21 protein-coding genes are annotated in these 20517 nt (G+C 68.0%); 8 read left to right on the plus strand and 13 right to left on the minus strand.

The features are described 5' to 3' along the window. Positions 1 to 84: 84 nt before the first annotated feature. The 7 genes from ABGB19_RS00655 to ABGB19_RS00685 form a co-directional block, all read right to left on the minus strand. Positions 85 to 999 (minus strand): hydroxymethylglutaryl-CoA lyase, encoded by a 915-nt coding sequence (locus ABGB19_RS00655; RefSeq protein ID WP_347682950.1) that lies wholly within the window; start codon positions 997 to 999, stop codon positions 85 to 87. Then, positions 996 to 2201, minus strand: a complete 1206-nt coding sequence (locus tag ABGB19_RS00660) for a CoA transferase (RefSeq protein ID WP_347682953.1) — start codon at positions 2199 to 2201, stop codon at positions 996 to 998. The genes ABGB19_RS00655 and ABGB19_RS00660 overlap by 4 nt, the downstream gene beginning before the upstream one ends. Further along, a complete protein-coding gene (locus ABGB19_RS00665) occupies positions 2198 to 3418 on the minus strand; it encodes an alpha/beta fold hydrolase (RefSeq protein ID WP_347682955.1) in 1221 nt (406 codons plus the stop codon). Before ABGB19_RS00665 ends, ABGB19_RS00660 begins: the two co-directional genes overlap by 4 nt. Continuing rightward, positions 3415 to 4521, minus strand: a complete 1107-nt coding sequence (locus tag ABGB19_RS00670; RefSeq protein ID WP_347682957.1) for a homogentisate 1,2-dioxygenase — start codon at positions 4519 to 4521, stop codon at positions 3415 to 3417. Before ABGB19_RS00670 ends, ABGB19_RS00665 begins: the two co-directional genes overlap by 4 nt. Before the next feature lie 85 nt (positions 4522 to 4606). Further along, positions 4607 to 4993 (minus strand): nitroreductase/quinone reductase family protein, encoded by a 387-nt coding sequence (locus tag ABGB19_RS00675; protein WP_347682959.1) that lies wholly within the window; start codon positions 4991 to 4993, stop codon positions 4607 to 4609. 11 nt (positions 4994 to 5004) lie between these two features. After that, complete coding sequence (locus ABGB19_RS00680; RefSeq protein ID WP_347682961.1) at positions 5005 to 6165, minus strand: acyl-CoA dehydrogenase; 1161 nt, start codon at positions 6163 to 6165, stop codon at positions 5005 to 5007. A 53-nt stretch (positions 6166 to 6218) separates the two neighbouring features. After that, positions 6219 to 6776 (minus strand): TetR/AcrR family transcriptional regulator, encoded by a 558-nt coding sequence (locus tag ABGB19_RS00685; protein WP_347682963.1) that lies wholly within the window; start codon positions 6774 to 6776, stop codon positions 6219 to 6221. A 296-nt stretch (positions 6777 to 7072) separates the two neighbouring features. Here ABGB19_RS00685 and ABGB19_RS00690 point away from each other — a divergent pair, with 296 nt between their 5' ends. Further along, a complete protein-coding gene (locus ABGB19_RS00690) occupies positions 7073 to 8044 on the plus strand; it encodes an alpha/beta hydrolase family protein (protein ID WP_347682965.1) in 972 nt (323 codons plus the stop codon). An 89-nt stretch (positions 8045 to 8133) separates the two neighbouring features. Further along, the gene (locus tag ABGB19_RS00695; protein ID WP_347682967.1) at positions 8134 to 9132 is read left to right on the plus strand and encodes an MDR family oxidoreductase; all 999 of its coding nucleotides are present in this window, start codon (positions 8134 to 8136) and stop codon (positions 9130 to 9132) included. Between the two features lie 17 nt (positions 9133 to 9149). Here the strand turns inward: ABGB19_RS00695 and ABGB19_RS00700 are convergent, their stop codons facing one another. From ABGB19_RS00700 to hisN, 5 genes are all read right to left on the minus strand, one after another. Then, positions 9150 to 10361, minus strand: coding sequence for an acyl-CoA dehydrogenase family protein (locus tag ABGB19_RS00700; protein WP_347682969.1), 1212 nt, complete (start codon positions 10359 to 10361; stop codon positions 9150 to 9152). A gap of 31 nt (positions 10362 to 10392) precedes the next feature. After that, positions 10393 to 11784, minus strand: a complete 1392-nt coding sequence (locus ABGB19_RS00705) for an acyl-CoA dehydrogenase family protein (RefSeq protein WP_347682971.1) — start codon at positions 11782 to 11784, stop codon at positions 10393 to 10395. A gap of 134 nt (positions 11785 to 11918) precedes the next feature. Continuing rightward, entirely contained in the window at positions 11919 to 12329 is a 411-nt protein-coding gene (locus ABGB19_RS00710) for a hypothetical protein (protein WP_347682973.1), read from the minus strand. 126 nt (positions 12330 to 12455) lie between these two features. Further along, positions 12456 to 13535 (minus strand): AmmeMemoRadiSam system radical SAM enzyme, encoded by a 1080-nt coding sequence (gene amrS / locus ABGB19_RS00715; RefSeq protein ID WP_347682975.1) that lies wholly within the window; start codon positions 13533 to 13535, stop codon positions 12456 to 12458. 30 nt (positions 13536 to 13565) lie between these two features. Next, positions 13566 to 14342, minus strand: coding sequence for a histidinol-phosphatase (gene hisN / locus ABGB19_RS00720; RefSeq protein ID WP_347682977.1), 777 nt, complete (start codon positions 14340 to 14342; stop codon positions 13566 to 13568). A 118-nt stretch (positions 14343 to 14460) separates the two neighbouring features. Here hisN and ABGB19_RS00725 point away from each other — a divergent pair, with 118 nt between their 5' ends. Then, complete coding sequence (locus ABGB19_RS00725) at positions 14461 to 14817, plus strand: hypothetical protein (protein ID WP_347682979.1); 357 nt, start codon at positions 14461 to 14463, stop codon at positions 14815 to 14817. Between the two features lie 38 nt (positions 14818 to 14855). Here the strand turns inward: ABGB19_RS00725 and ABGB19_RS00730 are convergent, their stop codons facing one another. Continuing rightward, on the minus strand, positions 14856 to 16220 hold the full coding sequence (locus ABGB19_RS00730) for an FAD-dependent oxidoreductase (RefSeq protein WP_347682981.1): 1365 nt from the start codon (positions 16218 to 16220) through the stop codon (positions 14856 to 14858). A 153-nt stretch (positions 16221 to 16373) separates the two neighbouring features. Between ABGB19_RS00730 and prfB the strand changes: the two genes are divergently transcribed. From prfB to ftsX, 5 genes are read left to right on the plus strand one after another with little or no spacing between them, the layout of a single operon-like run. After that, positions 16374 to 17489: a peptide chain release factor 2 gene (gene prfB, locus ABGB19_RS00735; RefSeq protein ID WP_347682983.1), complete on the plus strand. Its 1116-nt coding sequence runs from the start codon at positions 16374 to 16376 to the stop codon at positions 17487 to 17489. Next, entirely contained in the window at positions 17479 to 18459 is a 981-nt protein-coding gene (locus ABGB19_RS00740) for a mechanosensitive ion channel family protein (RefSeq protein ID WP_347682985.1), read from the plus strand. Before prfB ends, ABGB19_RS00740 begins: the two co-directional genes overlap by 11 nt. Continuing rightward, on the plus strand, positions 18456 to 18893 hold the full coding sequence (locus ABGB19_RS00745) for a hypothetical protein (protein ID WP_347682987.1): 438 nt from the start codon (positions 18456 to 18458) through the stop codon (positions 18891 to 18893). The genes ABGB19_RS00740 and ABGB19_RS00745 overlap by 4 nt, the downstream gene beginning before the upstream one ends. A 36-nt stretch (positions 18894 to 18929) precedes the next feature. Continuing rightward, positions 18930 to 19619, plus strand: coding sequence for a cell division ATP-binding protein FtsE (gene ftsE / locus ABGB19_RS00750; protein WP_347684644.1), 690 nt, complete (start codon positions 18930 to 18932; stop codon positions 19617 to 19619). Then, the gene (gene ftsX, locus ABGB19_RS00755) at positions 19619 to 20515 is read left to right on the plus strand and encodes a permease-like cell division protein FtsX (RefSeq protein ID WP_347682989.1); all 897 of its coding nucleotides are present in this window, start codon (positions 19619 to 19621) and stop codon (positions 20513 to 20515) included. The genes ftsE and ftsX overlap by 1 nt, the downstream gene beginning before the upstream one ends. Positions 20516 to 20517 lie beyond the last annotated feature (2 nt).

A 20517-nucleotide genomic window follows, 5' to 3' on the forward strand; every position in this document is an offset into this window, starting at 1 on the left:
CCGGCGAGCGTAACGTGGTGGCGCAACTCCGGCGAAAAACGCGCCGTGGCGTTACATTCGCGGCGCGAACACGGGAAGGCACGCTCAGCCCAGTATCCGGTCGCCCGCGCGCAGCAGTGAACTCGGCAACCCGTGTCCGACGAGGCGCTGCGCCACACCGGCCGCGTCGATCGCGGCGGGCAGGTCGACGTCGACTCCAATCCCGCTGTCACGCAACAGGTAAACCAGATCCTCGAGGGCGATGTTGCCACTGGCCCCCGGCGCGAACGGGCACCCGCCGAGCCCGCCCACCGAGGCGTCCAACCGGGTGACGCCGGCGCTGACCGCGGCGTAGGCGCTGGCCAACCCGGCGCCGCGGGTGTTGTGGAAGTGCGCGCCGAGGGGTACGCCGCCGATCAGCGGGCGCAGCGCCTCGACGGTTTCGGTGACCCGCCGCGGGGTGGTGGTGCCGATGGTGTCGGCGATGGCCAACCGGTCCACGTCACTCGACAGCGCGGTGGTGACCACGTCGACCACCCGCTGGTGCGGCGTCGGGCCGTCGAACGGGCAGTCCCAGGTGGTCGCGACGATCACCTCCACGCTCGCGCCGCTGTCGTGCGCGATCGTGGTGATCTCCCCGATCTGCGCGGTCGCTTCGGCTGACGTGCGTCCGACGTTCGCGCTGCTGTGGCCGTCGGAGGCCGACACCACGTACTCGATCGACGTCAGCCCCGCCGCGATCGCCCTTTTGGCGCCGTTGGGGCTGGCCACCAACGCCGAGAAGTCGATGCCGTGCGAGTCGCGGAACTCCTGCAGATGCGAGGCCAGTTCGGTGGCGTCGGCCAGGGCGGGCACCTTCGACGGCGAGACGAACGCGGTGGCCTCCATCTCGCGCACACCGGTCGCGGCCACGGCGGCGAGCAGTTCGAGCTTGGCCGACAACGGGATCGGCTCCTCGATCTGCAGACCGTCGCGCAGCGAGACGTCGCGAATGTCGACATGTTCGGGTAGCACGTTCACAGCACTCCCTCCTCCCGCAGTGCGGCGATCTCCCCATCGGTCTTGCCCAGCAACCCGCGGTAGATCTCGTCGTTGTGCTGACCCGGCCCCGACGAACCGGCGAAGCGGATGGTGCCCGGTGTCTCCGAGAGCACCGGCACGACGCCGGGGCCCTTGACGTTGCGGCCGATCCGCTCGTCGAAGTGGTCGGCGATCATCCCGCGCGCGATGAACTGCGGATCGGAGACGACCTCGGCGACCGTGTTGATCGGCCCGGCGATAACCCCTGCGGTGCTGAGTGTTTCGATGATGTCACCGGGCTGACGGTCCGCGGCCCAGGCGCCGATGATCTTGTCCAGTTCGTCCTGGTTGCGGCCGCGGGCCACGTGGGTGGCGAACCGGTCGTCGGTGGCCAGCTCCGGCTGACCCATCGCCGCACACAACCGGCGGAACACGGTGTCCTGGTTGGCGGCGATCACCACCCAGCTGCCGTCGGCGCTGCGGTAGATGTTCGACGGGGCAATGCCCTCCAGCCGGGTGCCCGACGGGCCGCGCACCACGCCGCCGATGTCGTAGTCGGGGATGGTCGACTCCTGAACCGCCAGGCACGCCTCGGTCAGCGCGGCGTCGACGACCTGGCCGTCGCCGGTGACCGAGCGGCGGTACAACGCCGCCAGCGCGCCCTGCGCGGCGAACATCCCGGCCAGGCTGTCACCCAGCGACAGCGCGAGCCGCGGCGGCGGCCCGCCGGGGAAACCGTTCATGTGTCGCAGCCCGCTGGCCGCCTCGGCGACCGAGGCGTAGCCGGCCTTGTGCGCTTCGGGCCCGGTCTGTCCGTAGCCGGAGACGCGCACCAGGATGATGCCGCGGTTGCGTTCGCGCAGCACGTCGTAGCCGAGGTTCCACTTCTCCAGCGTGCCGGGCCGGAAGTTCTCGACGATGATGTCGGAGCGCTCGACGAGGTCCAGGAAAAGAGCGCGGCCTGCTTCGGTGCGCAGGTTCAGTGTCACGGCCTTCTTGTTGCGCGCGTGCACGGTCCAGAAGAAGTGCTGCCCGTCGAGTTCGGCCTGGCCCCACGTCCGCAGCGGGTCCGGTGCGCCCGGCGGCTCGACCTTGATCACCTCGGCGCCCATGTCGCCGAGCAACCGGCCCGCGAACGGTCCGGAGATCAGCGTGCCGACCTCGAGGACACGGATACCGTCCAGCGGACCAGTCGGGGTCATAGCGAGAAACCGTGCCTGTGCAGCCAGTCGGTGACGACGCCGACCGCCTCGCGCAACTTGTCGCGCTGGTCGGCGCCCGCGTAATAGTGGTTGGCGCCGGGAATCTCGTGCATCTCCTTGTCATGATGCCCGATCGCCTCGTACAGCCGGCGGGTATGGCTCGGCGTGCAGGCGTCGTCGGCGAGATTGCCGATCACCAGCGTCGGCACCGCGATGTCCGGTCCGCACCGCACGGCGTCGCCGTTGGCGTCGTCGTAGCTCCACTGCGACAGCCAGCTGCGCAGGGTGCAGAACCGGGCCAGCCCGACCGGGCTGTTGTTGACCACCGCAGGGTCGCCCAGGTAGCAGGTGCCGGGGGCGCGGTCGTTCGGGTCGACGGTCGGGTCCAGCCACCGGGGGTCGGCCATGGTGCCGTGCACGACGAACGCGAACTCTTCCACGTCCGCGCCGGGTCTTCCGCTCGCTTTTATTTCGGCCAACTTCTCCTTGACCCACTTCGTGATTCGGCGGTTCCTCGCGATCTGCGCCTGCCGGTACCGGTCGAGGAACTCCTGGCTGTAGGGCGGCTGGTTGGGGTTGTCGGGGTTGTACAGGTCGAGCTCGGGGTCCCGTTTCGACGGGTCGGACTCGTCGAGGATCGACGCATCGAGCCACTCGGTCATGGTGCCGTGGCGGCTGATGTGGGCGGCCAGCAGCATCAGCCCGTCGGCGGGGATCAGGCCGAGCGTGGTCAGGTCGGGACCGTCGCCGGACGGGCTCGCCGTCACCGTGGGGTGCTGGGCCTGCTGCTGGTAGAACACCGACAGCGACCCGCCGCCGCTCCACCCGGCCAGGACCACCTTGGAGTAACCGAGCCGGTTCTTGGCGTCCTTGATGCACTCGCCGAGGTCCTCGACGACCTTCTCCATCAGCAGCGCGGAGTCGGTGCCACGGAAGCGGCTGTTGCAGTAGATGACGTGGTGGCCAGCCCGCGCGAGCGCGTTCATCATGGGCAGGTACGCCCCGCCGCCGATCGGGTGCATGAACACCAGCACGGTGTCTGATGTCGCCGCCGAGGCGGCTCCGGCGTCGGAGGTTTTGTCCTTCGGCCTCAGCAGGTGACTCTCCAGCACCACCAGTTCCGCGACGCCGCCGTAGACGTCGCGGACGGCGGAAGTGTTCTGGAAGGCAACGAGATAGGGGACCCGGTCGTATTCGTGCTTCACTGCGGTCGTCATGCGTGCTGCCCCAGATCGTGCGCCAGCACCTCCGCCGACGGCGTGAGTCGCCTGCTGGTGTCGATCGAGACGACCTGCCACCCGACGCGGTCCTGCTCGTCGAACTTGCGCCGCGCCCGCTCGCGCGCCTTCTCCGGCGCTCCGTGGTGGACACCCTGCGGGGCATGGCTGATGAGTCCCGGCGGCATCGGAATGCCGAACAGATCACCGCCGTGGAAGAACGAGACCTCGTCGTAGTCGACGTTGCGGTGGTACCACGGCGGGCGCTCGGTGCCGGGCACGGTCTCGGCCGGGCGGGGCAGGAAGTTCATCACGGCCACCCCGGTCGCCTGCATGAACAGGTGCACGGTCGGCGGCAGGTGCACGCTCTCGCTGGCGATGACGTTGTAGTCGGCGATGTTGAAGGTGAACGCGAAATTGTCCCCGCGCCACCCCTCGACGTCGAGCGGATTGTGTTGGTAGAACAGCGAAGTCGGCCCGCCTTCATGGACGAGTCGGACCTCGTATTCTCCGTCCTTCTGCGGCCCGTCGCCGGTGTCGATCGGCGCCGGCTCGGGCACCACCACCTGCGACGGGTCGAACGGGAAGTGCCTGCCGAGCGGTCCCGGCGGCGGGACGCGGAACTCGTCGGTGGCCTCGATCAACAACAGCGTGGTCTCGCCGTCGGGCACCTGCCGCCACGTCGTGGCCTTCGGTACGTAGACCCAGTCGCCCTCGCGGTAGCGGAGCGGGCCGAACTCGGTCTCGAGCAGGCCGGCGCCCCGGTGCACGAAGGCCAGCAGGTCCCCGTCGACGTGGCGGACGAAGAACGGCATCGCCTCGGCGCGCCGGCTCAGCGAGATCCGGCAGTCGGCATTGCTGAACAGCAGCAGGGGAGTGCCCGCGGCGTCGGTCGCGTCGCTGGGCTTGAGCTCGCTGGTCATCACGTCGAGCGGGCGCAGCGGCCCGGAAACCCGATAGGCGGTGGGGTCGTGGCGCCGGTAGATGTTGGCGGTGCGGCCGACGAAACCGCCGCGGCCGAGTTCGTCGTCCTTCAGCCCGTCCAGATCGGCGTGCAGGCGCCTGGGGGTGCGGCCTTTGCGCAGGTGGACAAATGATTCCATGGTTCGCTCCATCGACGGCTGTGGCGGGAGACCGGGGCCAAACTAAAACTGACTTTACTTTTACTTCAACCGGGGGTCAATGCCGTCAGTCGGTCAGGTCGACGCGCACCGTCAGCAGGTTCGAGCCGAACGTGCGCACGCCGAAGCTGTTGAACTGCGGCAGCGACTTCAGCCGTTCGTGCGGGTCGTCGTCGGGCAGCAGATGCGCGACGCCGCGGTGCCAGCGACCGTTGATCCGGACGCGGACGTTGGGGTCGGCCTCGATGTTGCGGATGTACTGCGACCGGTCGCCGAACTCCGAGACGAACCAGAACCGGTTGCCGACCTTGCTGCCGCCCAGCGGGGTGCGACGAGGCTGGCCGGACTTGCGCCCCGTCGTCTCGAGCAGCGTCTGGAACGGCAGGCGCCGCATCAGCGGGTTGGCCACCCGCTTCTGGAAGAAACCGGTGAATCGATCCCGCACGTCGGACATCGGGGCTCCTCTCAAACCATCGCCGTCCGCGACACTTTCATACCCAGGCGCAGCGCGCCCGCCAGTTCGCGACTCGTGTCGTAGTCGAAGACGACGTGGCCGGCCAGCACGTCCACGTCGCGTTTGATGCGCTGCAGCGGATTGTCGACGAAATGAGCGCTGGCACCGGACGCCTCGAGCAGGCCCGCGATGACGGCCCGCGACTCGTGCACGATGTGCGCGGCCGCCATCCGTGCCGCCGCGCGCACCGGACGGGGCACGGAGTCGCCTGCGCCGATGACGGTTTCGATCTCGCCGACGGTGTCGGCCAGCAGCCCGCGCAGCGCGCGAAGCCGGACCTCGGCCTCGCCGAGATGAGCCTGCGCGATCGGCTTGTCCTTCTGCGTGACGCCCTCGTATGCCAGCACGCGTTGCGACAGGCGGTCGGCGTAGATCTCGGCGACGCGCTCGGCGCTGCCCAGCGCCGGCATCGCCGCCAGCAGCGACAGGGCGGGCACCATCGGCCAGCGGTAGGTGTCGGCGTCGTGCAGTGCGGCGCCGGGCGCGGCGCCGGTGTAAATGTCGCTGACCCGCACCAGCCGGTGCGCGGGCACGAAGGCATCGGTGATGACGACGTCGTTGGAGCCGGTGGCCCGCATGCCGTCGGTGTGCCAGACGTCCTCGATCTGCGCCTGGTCGATCGGCAGCAGTGCCAGCGCGGGATAGATGGCGTCGTCCGGCCCGCACAACACCCCGACCATGATCCAGTTGCCGTGCATCACGCCCGTCGCCCACGACCAGCGGCCGGTCAGGCGGATGCCGCCGTCCGCGGGCAGGCCACGCCCCGTCGGCGCCAGAGGAGCGGGCGCGAGGAACGGCCGCGTCGCGAACGCCTCCTCCTGGGCCCGCTCGTCGAACAGCGCGAGCATCCAGTTGTGCAGCGCGTAGAAGCCGATGGTCCAGGCACTCGACGCGCAGCCGTGGGCCATCCGCCGCACCGGGTCGAGGATCGCCGGGAAAGGCGCCTGCCGGCCGCCGAAGCGCGCCGGCACCAGCAGGTCGGTGAACCCCGACGCGATGAGTTCGTCGACGGTGGCCGCGGGCAGCTGTCGCAGCCGTTCGGCTTCGGGCGCCCGGTCGGCGAGCCTCGCCACGAACGCCGTGTCGATGGCGGTGGTAACGATCGCCGTCATACCCCGAACGCTACCATACTTTTTTGTATGCAAGTCCTCAGCACCGACACGCGTCAGCGGGCGAGCATGATGTCGAGGAACCGTTCCCGGCCCGCGGCACCGCGTGAACTGGGCCGCGATCCCGACAGGTGCAGGAAGCCGATGCCCGCGGCGAACGTCGCGTTCGCCCGCACCTCGGCCTCCTCGTCGTCGAAGCCGTAGTCGACGAACGCCTGCCGGACCGAGTCGAGAACCCGGGCATCGGACGCGCGCACACTGGCGGCCACAGCGTCGTCGGTTCGGGCCCACTCGCGCATGGCGCGCTCCAGGGTCCAATGCCGGGCGTCGACGAGCGCCGTCATCATTTGCGACAGCCGCTCACGCGGCGGCGCGTCGGCAGTCGTCGTGATCTGGCGGCGATCCTCGTCGCGCAATTCGCCCCAGGCCGCGATCATCGCCTCGCGATAGCCGGCCATGTCCGTGAAGTGCCAGTAGAAGCTGCCTTTCGTGGCACCGACGCGCGCGCACAGCCGGTCCAGCTTGAGCGCCCGAATGCCTTCTTCGGCCAAGATGTTGAAGCCGGCCTGGATCCAATCGTCGACCGACAGGCGGGCAGCGCGGGCGTTCGCCATGTTCGGCAGCCTACGGCGGCCGGCGAGGCGCACCGAGGCAAACGTGACGCCGACGTCGATTCCGTTTTCGCGTCGGATAGTGGCAGCCGACACCAATCGGGGTTCCTCCGTGCTGGTCAACATGTTTTACTGCACACGCGACAACTGAAATTTTCTCGGTCCGCTCGACGGGCACCGGACTCAGTCGAGCGGGCACGACAGCGCAGTAGAAGAGTTGCTGCGCTGTCGATGGCGATCGCTCGATCGCGGTGGGAAAAACCTCGTTGAGACGACCGGAAGATGGACGGAACTGCACAATGACCTTGCTTGACAAGATTCGTGGCCCGTGGGCGCGGCGCTTCACCGTGGCGGCCGTCGCGGCGGCCTTGTTGCCTGCCGTGGTGGGGCTAACCGGACAGACGGCCACCGCGGGGGCGTTCTCCCGGCCCGGCCTGCCGGTCGAGTACCTGATGGTGCCTTCGCCGTCGATGGGCCGAGACATCAAGGTGCAGTTCCAGAAGGGCACCGGATCGCATGCGGTCTACCTGCTGGACGGCCTGCGCGCCCGTGAGGACTTCAACGGTTGGGACCTCGAGACCCAGGCGTTCGAGTGGTACTACGAGACACCGCTCTCACTGGTCATGCCGGTGGGTGGCCAGTCCAGCTTCTACACCGACTGGTACCAGCCGGCGTGTGGCAAGGCGGGTTGCCAGACCTACAAGTGGGAGACCTTTCTGACGGCCGAGCTGCCGCAGTGGCTCGAGGCCAACAGGGGGGTGTCCAGTACGGGCAACGCCGCTGTGGGGTTATCGATGTCGGGCAACTCCGCCATGATCCTGGCGGTCTACCACCCGCAGATGTACATCTACGCGGGTTCGCTGTCGGCCTTCCTGAACCCGTCCGAGGGCTGGTGGCCGGGCCTGATCAACATGGCGATGGGCGACGCGGGCGGATACAAGACCGACCCGATGTGGGGCCCGGCCGAGACCGATCCGGCGTGGAAGCGCAACGACCCGATGGTGCAGATTCCCGCACTGGTGGCCAACAACACCCGGCTGTGGGTGTACTGCGGCAACGGCACTCCGAATGAGCTCGGTGGGGCGAACATCCCCGCGCAGTTCCTCGAGGGTCTGACGATCCGCACGAATGTCACGTTCCGCGACAACTACATCGCCGCCGGCGGCAACAACGCAGTGTTCAACTTTCCGCCGGCCGGTACACACAGCTGGGAGTACTGGGGTCAACAACTTCAGCAGATGAAGCCCGACCTCATCTCCTACCTGGGCTAGCAGCGGCCGCAAGGTCCCCCGACACCTCGCGTGGCGGGGGACTTCTGCGTTCCCCGGCTTTGCGCGTGGGCCGAGTGAACAATGAGGGCATGGCCCAAGTGAACGCTCTGATCGCCCACCAGGACGCCGAAGGCGACATCACCCTCCAGCACGAGATCGTCGACGACAGCTTCCTGCCCGACGGCGAGGTGACGATCGCCGTCGAATACTCGGGGATCAACTACAAGGACGCGCTCGCCGTGACGCCCAAAGGCGGTGTCGCACGGGAGTATCCGCTGATCCCGGGCATCGACGTCACGGGCACCGTCACGGCGAGCTCGTCCGACGAGTTCGCGGTGGGGGACCGGGTGTTGGCTCACGGCTACGACATCGGCACCGGACGACACGGCGGCTACGCCGACACCGCGCGCTACCCCGCCGAGTACCTGGTCAAGCTCGACGGGTTGACCACGGCCGAGGCCGCGGCGATCGGCACGGCCGGCTTCACCGCCGCCATGAGCGTCAATGCGATTCGCGCGCACGGGGTTCGTCCGCAGGACGGCCCGGTTCTGGTCACCGGCGCGACGGGCGGTGTCGGCAGCATCAGCGTCGACTTGCTCTCCGGCCTCGGGTACGAGGTCATCGCCTCGACGGGCAAGGTCGCGGCGCACGACTACCTGATGGGGCTGGGCGCCTTCCAGGTGATCGGGCGACTGCCCGAGGAGGGCGAGAAGATCCGCCCGCTGGGCAAGTCGAAGTGGGCCGCCGTGGTGGACAGTGTCGGCGGTGACACGCTGGCCTACACGCTGAGCACCATGAATTACGGTGCAGTCGCCGCGATTTCAGGGCTGGCCCGGTCGGCCGACCTACCGACGACGGTGATGCCGTTCATCCTGCGGGGTATCACGCTGGCCGGCATCGACTCGGTCCAGCTCGCGATCGAGCCCCGCCGGGAGATCTGGAAGCAGATCGCCGGCGACCTCAAGCCGCGGCATCTCGATGCGGTCACCACGGACGTCACGGTGCTCGAGGCGCCGCACACGTTGCGCACCATCATCGGCGGCGGCGTCACCGGCCGTACCCGCGTGGTGGTCCACGACGGCTTCTGACGGGCCGGCCGGCGGGCCTACTTCAGCTCGGCCGACGACAGCCCCAGCAGTCGCCGCGCCACCACCAACAGCTGGATCTGCTGGGTGCCCTCGAAGATGTCGAGGATCTTGCTGTCGCGTGCCCACTTCTCCAGCAGAGTGACCTCCGAATAGCCGACGGTGCCTGCCAACTCGACGGCCTTGAGCGTGATGTCGCTGGCGACGCGGCCCGCCTTCGCCTTGCCCATCGACGCCTCCTTGGAGTTCGGGATGTGATTGTCGGCCTGCCACGCCGAGCGCACCATGAGCAGATACGCAGCCTCCCAATCGGATTCCATCCGCAGGAACTCGGCGGCGGGCGCGCTCTGGGCATGCGAGGGTTTGTCGTAGGAGATCTCGATTCCGGCTTCGGTCAGGATCTTGCGCAGTTCCTCGAGCGCGGCGCGAGCGATGCCGACGGCCATCGCGGCGACCACCGGGCGGGTGTTGTCGAAGGTCTCCATCACCCCGGCGAAGCCCTTCTCCACCTGGATCTCCGGGCTGCCGAGGAGGTTCTCCTTGGGAATGCGTACGTTGTCGAACCGGATCGCCGCGGTGTCGGAGGCCTTGATGCCGAGCTTGTCCTCGAGCCGCTCGACCGTCACGCCCGGGTATTCGCGGGGCACGATGAACGACTTGATCGCGGCGCGGCCCAGTGACTTGTCCAACGTCGCCCACACCACGATGTGCGTGGCCCGCGAACCCGCTGTCACGTAGATCTTCTCGCCGTTGATCACATACTCGTCGCCGTCGAGCTTGGCCGTCGTCGACACCGCCGCCGAGTCGGAACCGAAGTCCGGCTCGGTGATCGCCATCGCGGCCCACACGCCCTTGCCCAGCTGCTCGAGCTGCTCGGGGGTGGCCACGCTGGAGATTGCGGCGTTGCCCAGACCCTGCCGCGGCACGGACAACATCAAAGCGACGTCACCCCAGCTGATCTCCATCACGTTGAGCACGGCGGACATGTTGGCGCCGTTGTGGTTGACGTCCTTGGCCTCGCCGCCGGCGAATGCCTCAGCGCCGGCGAACGCAAAGGCCTTCGCATCCGAGATTCCCTCGAAGAGGGTGGCGAGAGTGTCGAGTTCCACCGGGTACTCGTGCTCACGAAGGTCCCACTTGCGCGAGATCGGCCGCAGCATCTCGGCGGCGCCCTGATGGGCCTTCTCGATGACCGCTTCGATCTTGCGCGGAAGTTCCAGATTGATTGCCATGATTGATCTTTCGGATCTAAGGAATGACGGCTCAGATAATTACGATGCCCTCGGCGACGCCGATCGCGCGCAGGTCGCGGTACCAGCGTTCCACCGGGTGCTCCTTGGTGTAGCCGTGGCCGCCGAGCAACTGCACGCCGTCCAGGCCGATCTGCATGCCCTTGTCGGCGCCGAGCCGCTTGGCCAGCGCCGCCTCCCGGGTGAACGGCAGGCCCTGGTCGGCGCGCGAGGCGCCGCGCCAGGTGATCAGCCGCAGCCCGTCGAACTCGATCGCCATGTTCGCGCACATGAACGCCACGGCCTGCCTGTGGGCGATCGGCTCGCCGAAGGCCTTCCGCTCCTTGACATATGGCACGACGTAGTCGAGCACCGCATGTGAGGTGCCGACGGCCAGCGCGGCCCATCCGAGTCGCGACAGCGCGACGGCCTCCGAATAGTCCTCGTCGGACGCCTGGCCCTCACCGAGGCGCGCCGACAGCGGTACGGTGACGCCCTCCAAAGTGACCTGGCCGAGCGCCGCTGCGCGGATGCCCATGCCCGGATCGGGCGTGACGCTCAGCCCCTTCGCCGAGGACTCGACGATGAACAGCGTCGGCTTGCCGTTGAGTTGCGCTGCCACGACGAACAATTCGGCGTTCGCGGCGGCAGGCACAAGGGACTTGACGCCGTCGAGGCGGTAGCCGCTCGGGGTTCGCACTGCGGTCGTCTTCAACGCGGTCGGGTCGAAGAGCGGATGCGGTTCGGCGATCGCCACGCACGCCTGCGGCACGTTCTCGCCCGCGAACTCCTTCAGATAGGTGGCCTGCTGATCCGCGCTGCCCCAATGGGTCAGGGCCGACGCGACGCCGGCGGGCGCGAGAATGGGCAGGGCAAGTCCCATGTCGCCGTAGGACAGTGCCTCGGCGACCAGCACGTTGGTCACGGCGGCGCGGTGTGCGGCGATCCCGTCGAAGTCCTCGGGGACGTTGATCGCGGTGATGCCGAGTTCGGCGGCCTTCGCGACGAGGTCGCCGGGATAGGTGGCGGCTTCGTCGGACTCGCGCGCGGCCGGGCGGATGACTTCCTCGGCGAACTCGCCGACGGTGTCGACGATCATCTTCTGCTCGTCGTCGGGGGTGAGGTCGAAGTAGTCCGATCCGCTCTTCTTCAGCCGCGTGGGCCCGCTCTGGTTTCCGGACACGCGCTTGAACTGGCGACTGGCCGCGCCCGCGACGGAGAAGACCTGCTTGACGCCGTACTTGAGCCCCCGGTTGAGCGGATCGCGCAGCTTGTAGCGATCCAGGAACTCCTGGCCGACCAGCGGAGTGACCAGCGCGAGTCCGAGGTCGGTCGCCGAGCGCTTGTGCTTCTTGAGGCCGACTGCGCTTTCTTTGCCGGTTCGCTTGGGTGTCGGTCCGTTTCTCGACGGCAGGGTATTGGTCATGGTCGACTGCCTCGCTTAGTGGGGTGACGTTCGAGCTCGCCGAACTGACTCCAGAGTAAGGTATGCGAACTGACTCGTGAGTAAGTTGTTAGGCAACTCACAGGCGGCCGGGCGCGCTCGCTCGCATCGGCCGGCTAGCCAATAGGGGCGAGGGTGACCACCGGTGCTTGCGGCAAGGGCCGTGGCGGCGGCACCGCTGGGTCCCCGGCGACCTGCGGCGGCCCGATCGGTGCCACTATCCCCGGCGGCAGCTTGCCGGGCGGGGCGATCAAGCCGCCCGCGCCCTGCGCTTCGCCCGGTGGCGCCGCGCACTTCTGGCCCTTCTCGTTGTCCAGCGGCTCATCGGTCGGGTAACCGCCCGAGTCGGTGCAGCACTGGTTGGCGTCTCGGACGGTCTTTTTCATGCAGGCGTCGTATGCCTCGATATCCCAGTACAGATCATTGGGTTCGGCACCTGCCACCGCGAATCCGAGTGCGTTACCGCTGAGAGCAAGGGTGCAAACCGCCGAGAAGCAGATGCCGATTCGGCTCACGGTTCCAGCCATCGTGTCCCCTTAGAGAGAGGCCCCGCCCGCCGATCCGGTGGCGGGCGATGCGCCCGCGTCGTTCCTTCCGTACAGCCAGGATGAACCTTTGCCCGTCTCGGTAGGGGCAATTCGCCAAACCTGCGGTCAGCTGATCAGCACGGGCAGCCGCCGCGCGCCCCAGCGTCCCACCGGCCCGCCGAAGACGCCCGGCAGCGCGGTGTCGCATGTCCGGCAGCGGCCCTCGTCGGTCAACGCGTAGCGCCGCATCGTGTACCAGTCGCGGACCACCACGGCGTCCCCGCAGCCGGGACACACCGTGGTGCCGCCGGCGGAGTCGTGCACGTTGCCTGTGTAGACGAACCGCAGGCCCTCCGCGAGGCCGATCCGGCGCGCCCTGCTCAGCGTGTCGGGCGGGGTCGGAGAAATGTCCACCATCTTGTAGTCGGGGTGAAAGGCGGTGAAGTGCAACGGCACGTCGACACCGAGATTGCCCGCGATCCAGGCACATTCGGCGGCGATCTCGGCGTCGCTGTCGTTCTGTCCGGGAATGAGCAGTGTGGTGATCTCCAACCACACTTCGGTCTCGTGCCGCAGGTACACCAACGTGTCGAGCACATCGGCCAGGCGCGCGGCGCACACCCGGTGGTAGAAGTCGTCGGTGAACGCCTTGAGGTCGACGTTCGCGGCGTCGATGTGCCGGTAGAACGCCGCACGCGGTTGCGGGCACATGTAGCCGGCCGTGACCGCGACCGCCTTGATTGCGCGCTCATGGCAGGCGTCCGCGACGTCGGCGGCGTACTCCCAGAAGATCGTCGGGTCGTTGTAGGTGAAAGCGACGCTGCGACAACCTAATTCCTCGGCGACGCGGGCCAGGTCCGCCGGCGTGGCGCGGCCGGAGAGGGTGTCCGTCTCGCGCGATTTCGAGATGTCCCAGTTCTGGCAGAACTTGCACGCCAGGTTGCATCCGGCGGTGCCGAACGACAGCACCGCCGACCCTGGAAGGAAGTGGTTCAACGGCTTCTTCTCGATCGGGTCGACGCAGAAGCCGCTGGACCGCCCGTAGCTGGTGAGCACGATCTGGTCGTCGGCACGGGCGCGGACGAAACACAGGCCGCGCTGGCCCTCACGCAGCCTGCAGGCCCGCGGGCACACGTCGCACTGGATCCGGCCGTCGTCGAGCCGGTGCCAGTGCTCGGTGGAGACGGTGAACGCATCGACGGTCATGCTGCACTCCGACCGCCACGCTACCCGCCGTCACAACCGGCTGAGCACCGCTTCGTGCAGTAGGCCGTTCGTCGCCACCGCGCTGCCGCCGTGTGGGCCGGACCGCCCCGCGAGGTTGGTGAACTTGCCGCCCGCCTCGCGGACCAGGATGTCGAGCGGGGCCAGGTCCCACGTCGACACCTCGGGTTCGGCCGCGACGTCGACGGCTCCCTCGGCGACGAGGCAGTAGTTGAAGAAGTCGCCGTACCCGCGCACCCGCCACACCTCGTCGGTGAGCGCGATGAAGCGCTCCCGGATGCCGCGCGCCGCCCAACCGGACAGGCTGGAGAACGCCAGGCTCGCCGAGGCGAGGTCGTCGACCTGGGAGACGTGCAGCCGCCGCGCCGGCCGACCGCCCGCCGTCGCGTACGCCCCCTCACCTTCGACCGCCCACCAACGACGTTGCAGCGCAGGCGCACTGATCACGCCGACGACCGGCACACCGTCGCGCAACAGCGCGATCAGCGTGGCCCACACCGGTACGCCCCTGACGAAGTTCTTCGTGCCGTCGATCGGGTCGACGACCCACTGGCGCCCGGCGAACTCCGTCGTGCCCCCGAACTCCTCGCCGAACACCGAGTCGTCCGGTCGCGCCTCGCTCAACCGGCGGCGGATCATCGCCTCGACGTCGATGTCGGCGTCGGTCGCCGGGGTCATGTCGGGCTTCGTCTCGACGACGAGGTCGACGGCGCCGAAGCGGGCCGTCGTCACGGCATCCGCCGCGTCGGCCATCGCGAGCGCCAGTGTCAGATCGTCCGACGGTCTCATGCCTCGACTCCCGCTCGTCCCCTGCCCTGCGGGCGTGGGCCCACCGGTCCTCGCTTCGCTGCGATCCTCACTCGCGCTCGTCCTCGGGGGTGCACGCCTGTCGTCCTACCATGTCGGTGTGTTCGAATTCGCCATGATCCTGGTGTTGGTCGGCGCCCTGGTGCTGATCGCGGGGCCGATGCTGATGCGCCGTCGCGGGGCGGGCGCCGACTGGCTCGCGGGTCAACTGCTGGTCACGGGCGTCAGCCCGCCGCCCGCCGACGCGACCGGCCCGCAGTTTGTCACGATCACCGGCGTCATCAACGGGCCGAGCGTCAACGAGCACGTCATCTACCAACGCCTCGAGGTCGACGTCAACGACTGGCCGACGGTCAGCCAGTTGCTCCCGGTGATCTACTCGCCGAAGAACCCCGACAACTGGCGGTTCGCCCCGCAGGAGATGCCGCCGCCACCTCCGCCGCCGCAGACCTTCTAGATCTTGCGCCCAGGGTCCTCGCGCGCCGGGCTTCGTCGTCAGCCGTGCCCGATGCGCAACAGTTCCGCGACGCTGGTCAGCTTCACCCGCGGCCTGCCGTGCGGCTCACCGGCCGCGCGTTCGTGCTCGTCGATCAGCTTCCAGTGGTCGTCGGTGACCAGCTTGGGCTGCCGCTCGACCAGCCATTCGGCAAGCCGCTCGGAATGGTCGGCACCCACATCGGCCAGGGATGCCGCCTGCAGGTCGGCGATCAGCGTGTCGACGGTGTCCTGCGAATCCTTCTTATTGCTGCCGATGACGCCCGTCGGGCCGCGCTTGATCCAGCCGACGACGTACTCGTTGCGGCTGCCGTCGATGCGGCCATCGGTGTGCGGGATGGTGCCGCTGCGGTCGTCGAACGGCAGGCCCGGTGTCTGCACGCCGCGGTAGCCGACCGCGCGCACCACGAGCTGCGCGGGCACCTCCTCGCGCTCGCCGGTGTCCTTGGCGACGATGCGGTCGTTCTCCTCGACGAGCGTGTTGCGGCCCAGCACGATCGACTCGACCTTGCCGTCGCCCTTGATCTCGATGGGGGAGGTGCGGAACCGGAACACGATGCGCCGCTTGGCGCCCTTGACCTCCCGCTCGGCGTAACCGCGCAGCACCTTGATGTTGTTGCGGACGGTCTTGCTCGCGGCCTCGAGGTCTTCGTCGGTGATGTCGGCGAGATCGGCAGGGTCGACGACGACATCCACGTCGCCCAGGCCCTCGAGGTCGCCGAGCTCGCGCAACTCCAGCGTGGTGAACGGGGCCTGCAACGGACCGCGTCGGCCGATGAGGAGCACCTCTTCGACGCCGCGGTCGTGCAGCGACTGCAACGCGTGGTCGGCGATGTCGGTCGCGGCCAGCACGTCGGGATCGGTGACGAGGATGCGCGCCACATCGAGGGCGACGTTGCCGTTACCGACGACGACGGCGCGCCCGCTCGAGATGTCGGGTGCCATCTCCTCGAAGTGCGGGTGGGCGTTGTACCAGCCGACGAAGTCGACCGCGGCCACGCTACCGGGCAGGTCCTCGCCGGGGATGCCCAGCGACCGGTCGCTCTGCGCGCCGACGGCGTAGATCACCGCGTCGTAGCGCTCGGCCAGCTCGGCGGTCTGCACATGGTCGCCGACGGCGATGTTGCCGAAGAACCGGAACCGCGGGTCCAGCGCGGTCTTGTCGAACTGCGAGCTGATCGACTTGATCTTCGGATGGTCCGGGGCGACGCCGGAACGCACCAGACCCCACGGCGTGGGCAGCATTTCCAGCATGTCGACGCGCACATCGGCGTCATCATTGGCATCGGCGAACTTCAGCAGGGACGCCGCGGCAAAGTATCCCGAAGGGCCCGAGCCGACGATCGCCACGTGATATGGGCGCATTTACCGCCTTCTGTCGCTGCCCGGCCACGCGCAAAGGGGCTGTCGCGTCGGGGCCGGGCTGGTTACGCACCCGATGCTAGAACGGAGAGCTCGATCCTTGCCGCCAGTCAGGACAATCCGGCGCCCATGTCGTCACGGGTACCCTGATTTCCCGTGGAAGCCGACCGTCAAGCCGACCTCGCCGCCCTCGACTCCACCCTGACCACGGTGGAGCGGGTGCTCGACGTCGAGGGGCTGCGCGGGCGGATCGAGAAGCTCGAGCATGAGGCGTCCGACCCCAACCTGTGGGACGACCAGGCCCGCGCCCAGAAGGTCACCAGCGAGCTGTCGCACGCCCAGGGCGAGCTGCGCCGCGTGGAGGAGCTGCGGCAGCGCCTCGATGACCTGCCGGTGCTCTACGAGATGGCCGCCGAGGAAGCCGGCGCCAGCGGTGCCGAAGCGCTCGCCGAGGCCGACGCCGAGCTCAAGCAGTTGCGCGAGGACATCGAGGCGATGGAGGTCCGCACGCTGCTGTCCGGCGAGTACGACGAGCGGGAGGCGCTGGTCACCATCCGGTCCGGTGCCGGCGGGGTGGACGCCGCCGACTGGGCCGAGATGCTGATGCGGATGTACATCCGCTGGGCCGAACAGCACAAGTACGCCGTCGAGGTGTTCGACACCTCCTACGCCGAAGAGGCCGGGATCAAGAGCGCCACTTTCGCGGTGCACGCACCGTTCGCCTACGGCACCCTCTCGGTCGAGCAGGGCACGCACCGGCTGGTGCGCATCAGCCCGTTCGACAACCAGGGCCGCCGCCAGACGTCGTTCGCCGAGGTCGAGGTGCTGCCGGTGACCGAGACCACCGACCACATCGACATCCCGGAAAGCGATGTGCGCGTCGACGTGTACCGATCCAGCGGTCCCGGCGGTCAGTCGGTCAACACCACCGACTCGGCGGTTCGACTCACCCACATCCCAACCGGTATCGTGGTCACCTGCCAGAACGAGAAGTCGCAGCTGCAGAACAAGGTTTCGGCGATGCGGGTGCTTCAGGCAAAGTTATTGGAACGCAAGCGTTTAGAAGAGCGCGCTGAGCTGGACGCCTTGAAGGGCGACGGCGGCAGCTCGTGGGGCAATCAGATGCGCTCCTACGTGCTGCACCCCTACCAGATGGTGAAGGATCTGCGCACCGAATACGAAGTCGGCAACCCAGCGGCAGTCCTCGACGGAGACATCGACGGATTCCTGGAGGCCGGAATTCGTTGGCGCAATAGAAAAGATGACGAATAGCACCGTACTTGCACTGAACTTCGCCGACGGCTGGCAGAACTTCTGGCGCGGCAACATCGGCGTGTGGATCCTCGAGCGCGGTGTGCCGATAGCGCTGCTGCTGATCGGTGGACTGCTGGCAGCCCGGTTCATCAACTGGGGCGCGCGGCGCATCGTTCGCCGCATCGACGCCGAATACCAGGAAAGCGATCAGCTGGTGCGCACGGAGAGCGCAAAACACCGGCAGGCGGTGGCGTCGGTCATCTCGTGGGTGTCGGTGGCGTTGCTGTTCGTGATCGTGCTGGTCGAAGTCAGCGACACCCTGGCGATCCCGGTCGGGTCGCTGGTGGCACCGGCCGCGGTGCTCGGCGCGGCGCTCGGTTTCGGCGCCCAACGCATCGTTCAGGACCTGCTCGCCGGGTTCTTCATCATCACCGAGAAGCAGTACGGCTTCGGTGATCTGGTGACGCTGTCGATGGTCGGTGTGGACGACGCCACCGGCACCGTGGAGGAAGTCACCCTCCGGGTGACGAAGCTGCGCTCCAACGAGGGCGAAGTCTTCACCATCCCGAACGGGTTGATCATCAAGTCCACGAACCTGTCCAAGGACTGGGCCCGCGCGGTGATCGACATCCCGGTGCCCATCACCGCGGACCTCAACGAGGTGAACTCGCTGCTGCACGAGGTCTGCGCAAGCGCGATGGAGGACGTGAACCTGCGCCAGTTGCTGCTCGACGAACCGGCACTGATGGGCGTCGAGAGCATCGAGGTCGATTCCGTCAACGTCCGGATCGTCGCCCGAACGCTGCCGGGCAAGCAATTCGAGGTGGGCCGCCGGCTGCGCATCCGGGTGATCGCGGCGCTCGCCCGCGCCGGCATCGTCACCCACGGCGACACGGCCGCCACGCCGATGGTGGGCGCCATCGTCCACCCGGCGACGGCAGGTGGCGCCGAACAGGAGACCCAGGGCCCGCCGGAGCAGAAGAAGTGACCAACTGGTGGAAGGCCAGGTTCGGCCGGATGCGGGTGTCGACGGTGATCCTGCTCGTCGCGTTCGCCGCGCTGTTCTGGGTCAATCAGAGCTTCCAGCCCGAACCCCAGCCCCAGGCGCCCGCTCCCGCGGTGGTCCCGCCCGGCTTCGTGCCCGACCCCAACTACACGTGGGTGCCGCGCACCAACGTGCGGCGGCCCAAGGAGCCGGTCTACACGACCACGACGACGCCGACGACCACCACGACGACGACCAGCCCGACCACCACGTCGCCCACCTCGCCCACGACGGAAACGCCGACGACGACCGTGGTGGACCCCGACGGTTTCGGGCCGCTGCCGCCGACGACGCAGACCCTGACCCCGCCGGAGACGCCCCCGCCGCCCGGACTGCCGCTGCCGACGCCGACGACGATCGCGCCTCCGCCCAGCTAGGGCGGCGGCCTTGCCCCGCTACACTGGCGATCCGTGATGATCACCCTGGACAACGTGACGAAGCAGTACAAGTCGTCCGCCCGGCCGGCGCTCGACAACGTGTCGCTCAAGATCGACAAGGGTGAATTCGTCTTTCTCATCGGCCCGTCCGGATCGGGCAAGTCGACGTTCATGCGGCTGCTGCTGGCCGAGGACTCGCCGACGTCCGGCGACATCCGCGTCTCGAAGTTCCACGTCAACAAGCTCTCCGGCCGCCACGTCCCGAGCCTTCGCCAGGTGATCGGCTGTGTGTTCCAGGACTTCCGCCTGCTGCAGCAGAAGACGGTGTTCGAGAACGTCGCCTTCGCCCTCGAGGTCATCGGCAAGCGCCCGGACACCATCAATCGCGTGGTGCCCGACGTGCTGGAGATGGTCGGCCTGTCCGGCAAGGCCAACCGGTTACCCACCGAACTTTCCGGCGGTGAGCAGCAGCGCGTGGCGATCGCGCGGGCCTTCGTCAACCGGCCGCTGGTGCTGCTGGCCGATGAGCCCACCGGCAACCTCGACCCCGAAACCAGCAAGGACATCATGGATCTGCTCGAACGCATCAACCGCACCGGGACGACGGTGCTGATGGCCACCCACGACCATCACATCGTCGACTCGATGCGCCAGCGCGTCGTCGAGCTCAGCCTCGGCCGGCTCGTGCGCGACGAGCAGCGTGGCATCTACGGGATGGACCGCTAGTGCGCTTCGGCTTCCTCATCAACGAGGTCCTCACCGGATTTCGTCGCAACGTCACCATGACCGTGGCGATGATCCTGACGACCGCGATCTCGATCGGCCTGTTCGGCGGCGGCCTGCTGGTGGTGCGGCTGGCCGACCAGTCCCGTGACATCTATCTCGACCGCGTGGAGAGCCAGGTCTTTCTGACCAACGACGTCTCCGCCAACGACCCGTCGTGCGACGCCGACCCGTGCAAGTCGCTGCGCCAACAGATCGAGGACCGCGACGACGTACGCTCGGTGCGATTCCTCAACCGCGACGAGGCCTACGACGACGCGATCAAGAAGTTCCCGCAGTACAAGGACGTCGCCGGCCGCGAGGCCTTCCCGGCGTCGTTCGTCGTCAAGCTCAACGACCCCGAGCAGCACAAGGACTTCGACGAGGCGATGGTCGGCCGACCCGGCGTGCTCAACGTCCTGAACCAGAAGGACCTCATCGACCGGTTGTTCGCCGTGCTCGACGGCATCAGCAACGCCGCGTTCGCGGTGGCGCTGGTGCAGGCGATCGGCGCAGTGTTGTTGATCGCGAACATGGTTCAGGTCGCCGCGTACACCCGGCGCACCGAGATCGGGATCATGCGCCTGGTCGGCGCCAGCCGGTGGTACACGCAGTTGCCGTTCCTGGTCGAAGCGATGCTGGCCGCGCTCATCGGCGTGGTGATCGCCATCGTCGGCCTGATCCTGGTGCGCGCGCTGTTCCTGGAGAACGCGCTCGACCAGTTCTACCAAGCGAACCTGATCGCCAAGGTGGACTGGGCCGACGTCTTGTACTTCAGCGCCCCGTTCATGCTGTTCCTGGGGCTGGCGATGTCCGGGATCACCGCTTACGTCACGCTGCGGCTCTACATCCGACGGTAGTC

The sequence above is a fragment of the Mycobacterium sp. B14F4 genome, assembly GCF_039871645.1.
Taxonomy (GTDB): Bacteria; Actinomycetota; Actinomycetes; order Mycobacteriales; family Mycobacteriaceae; genus Mycobacterium.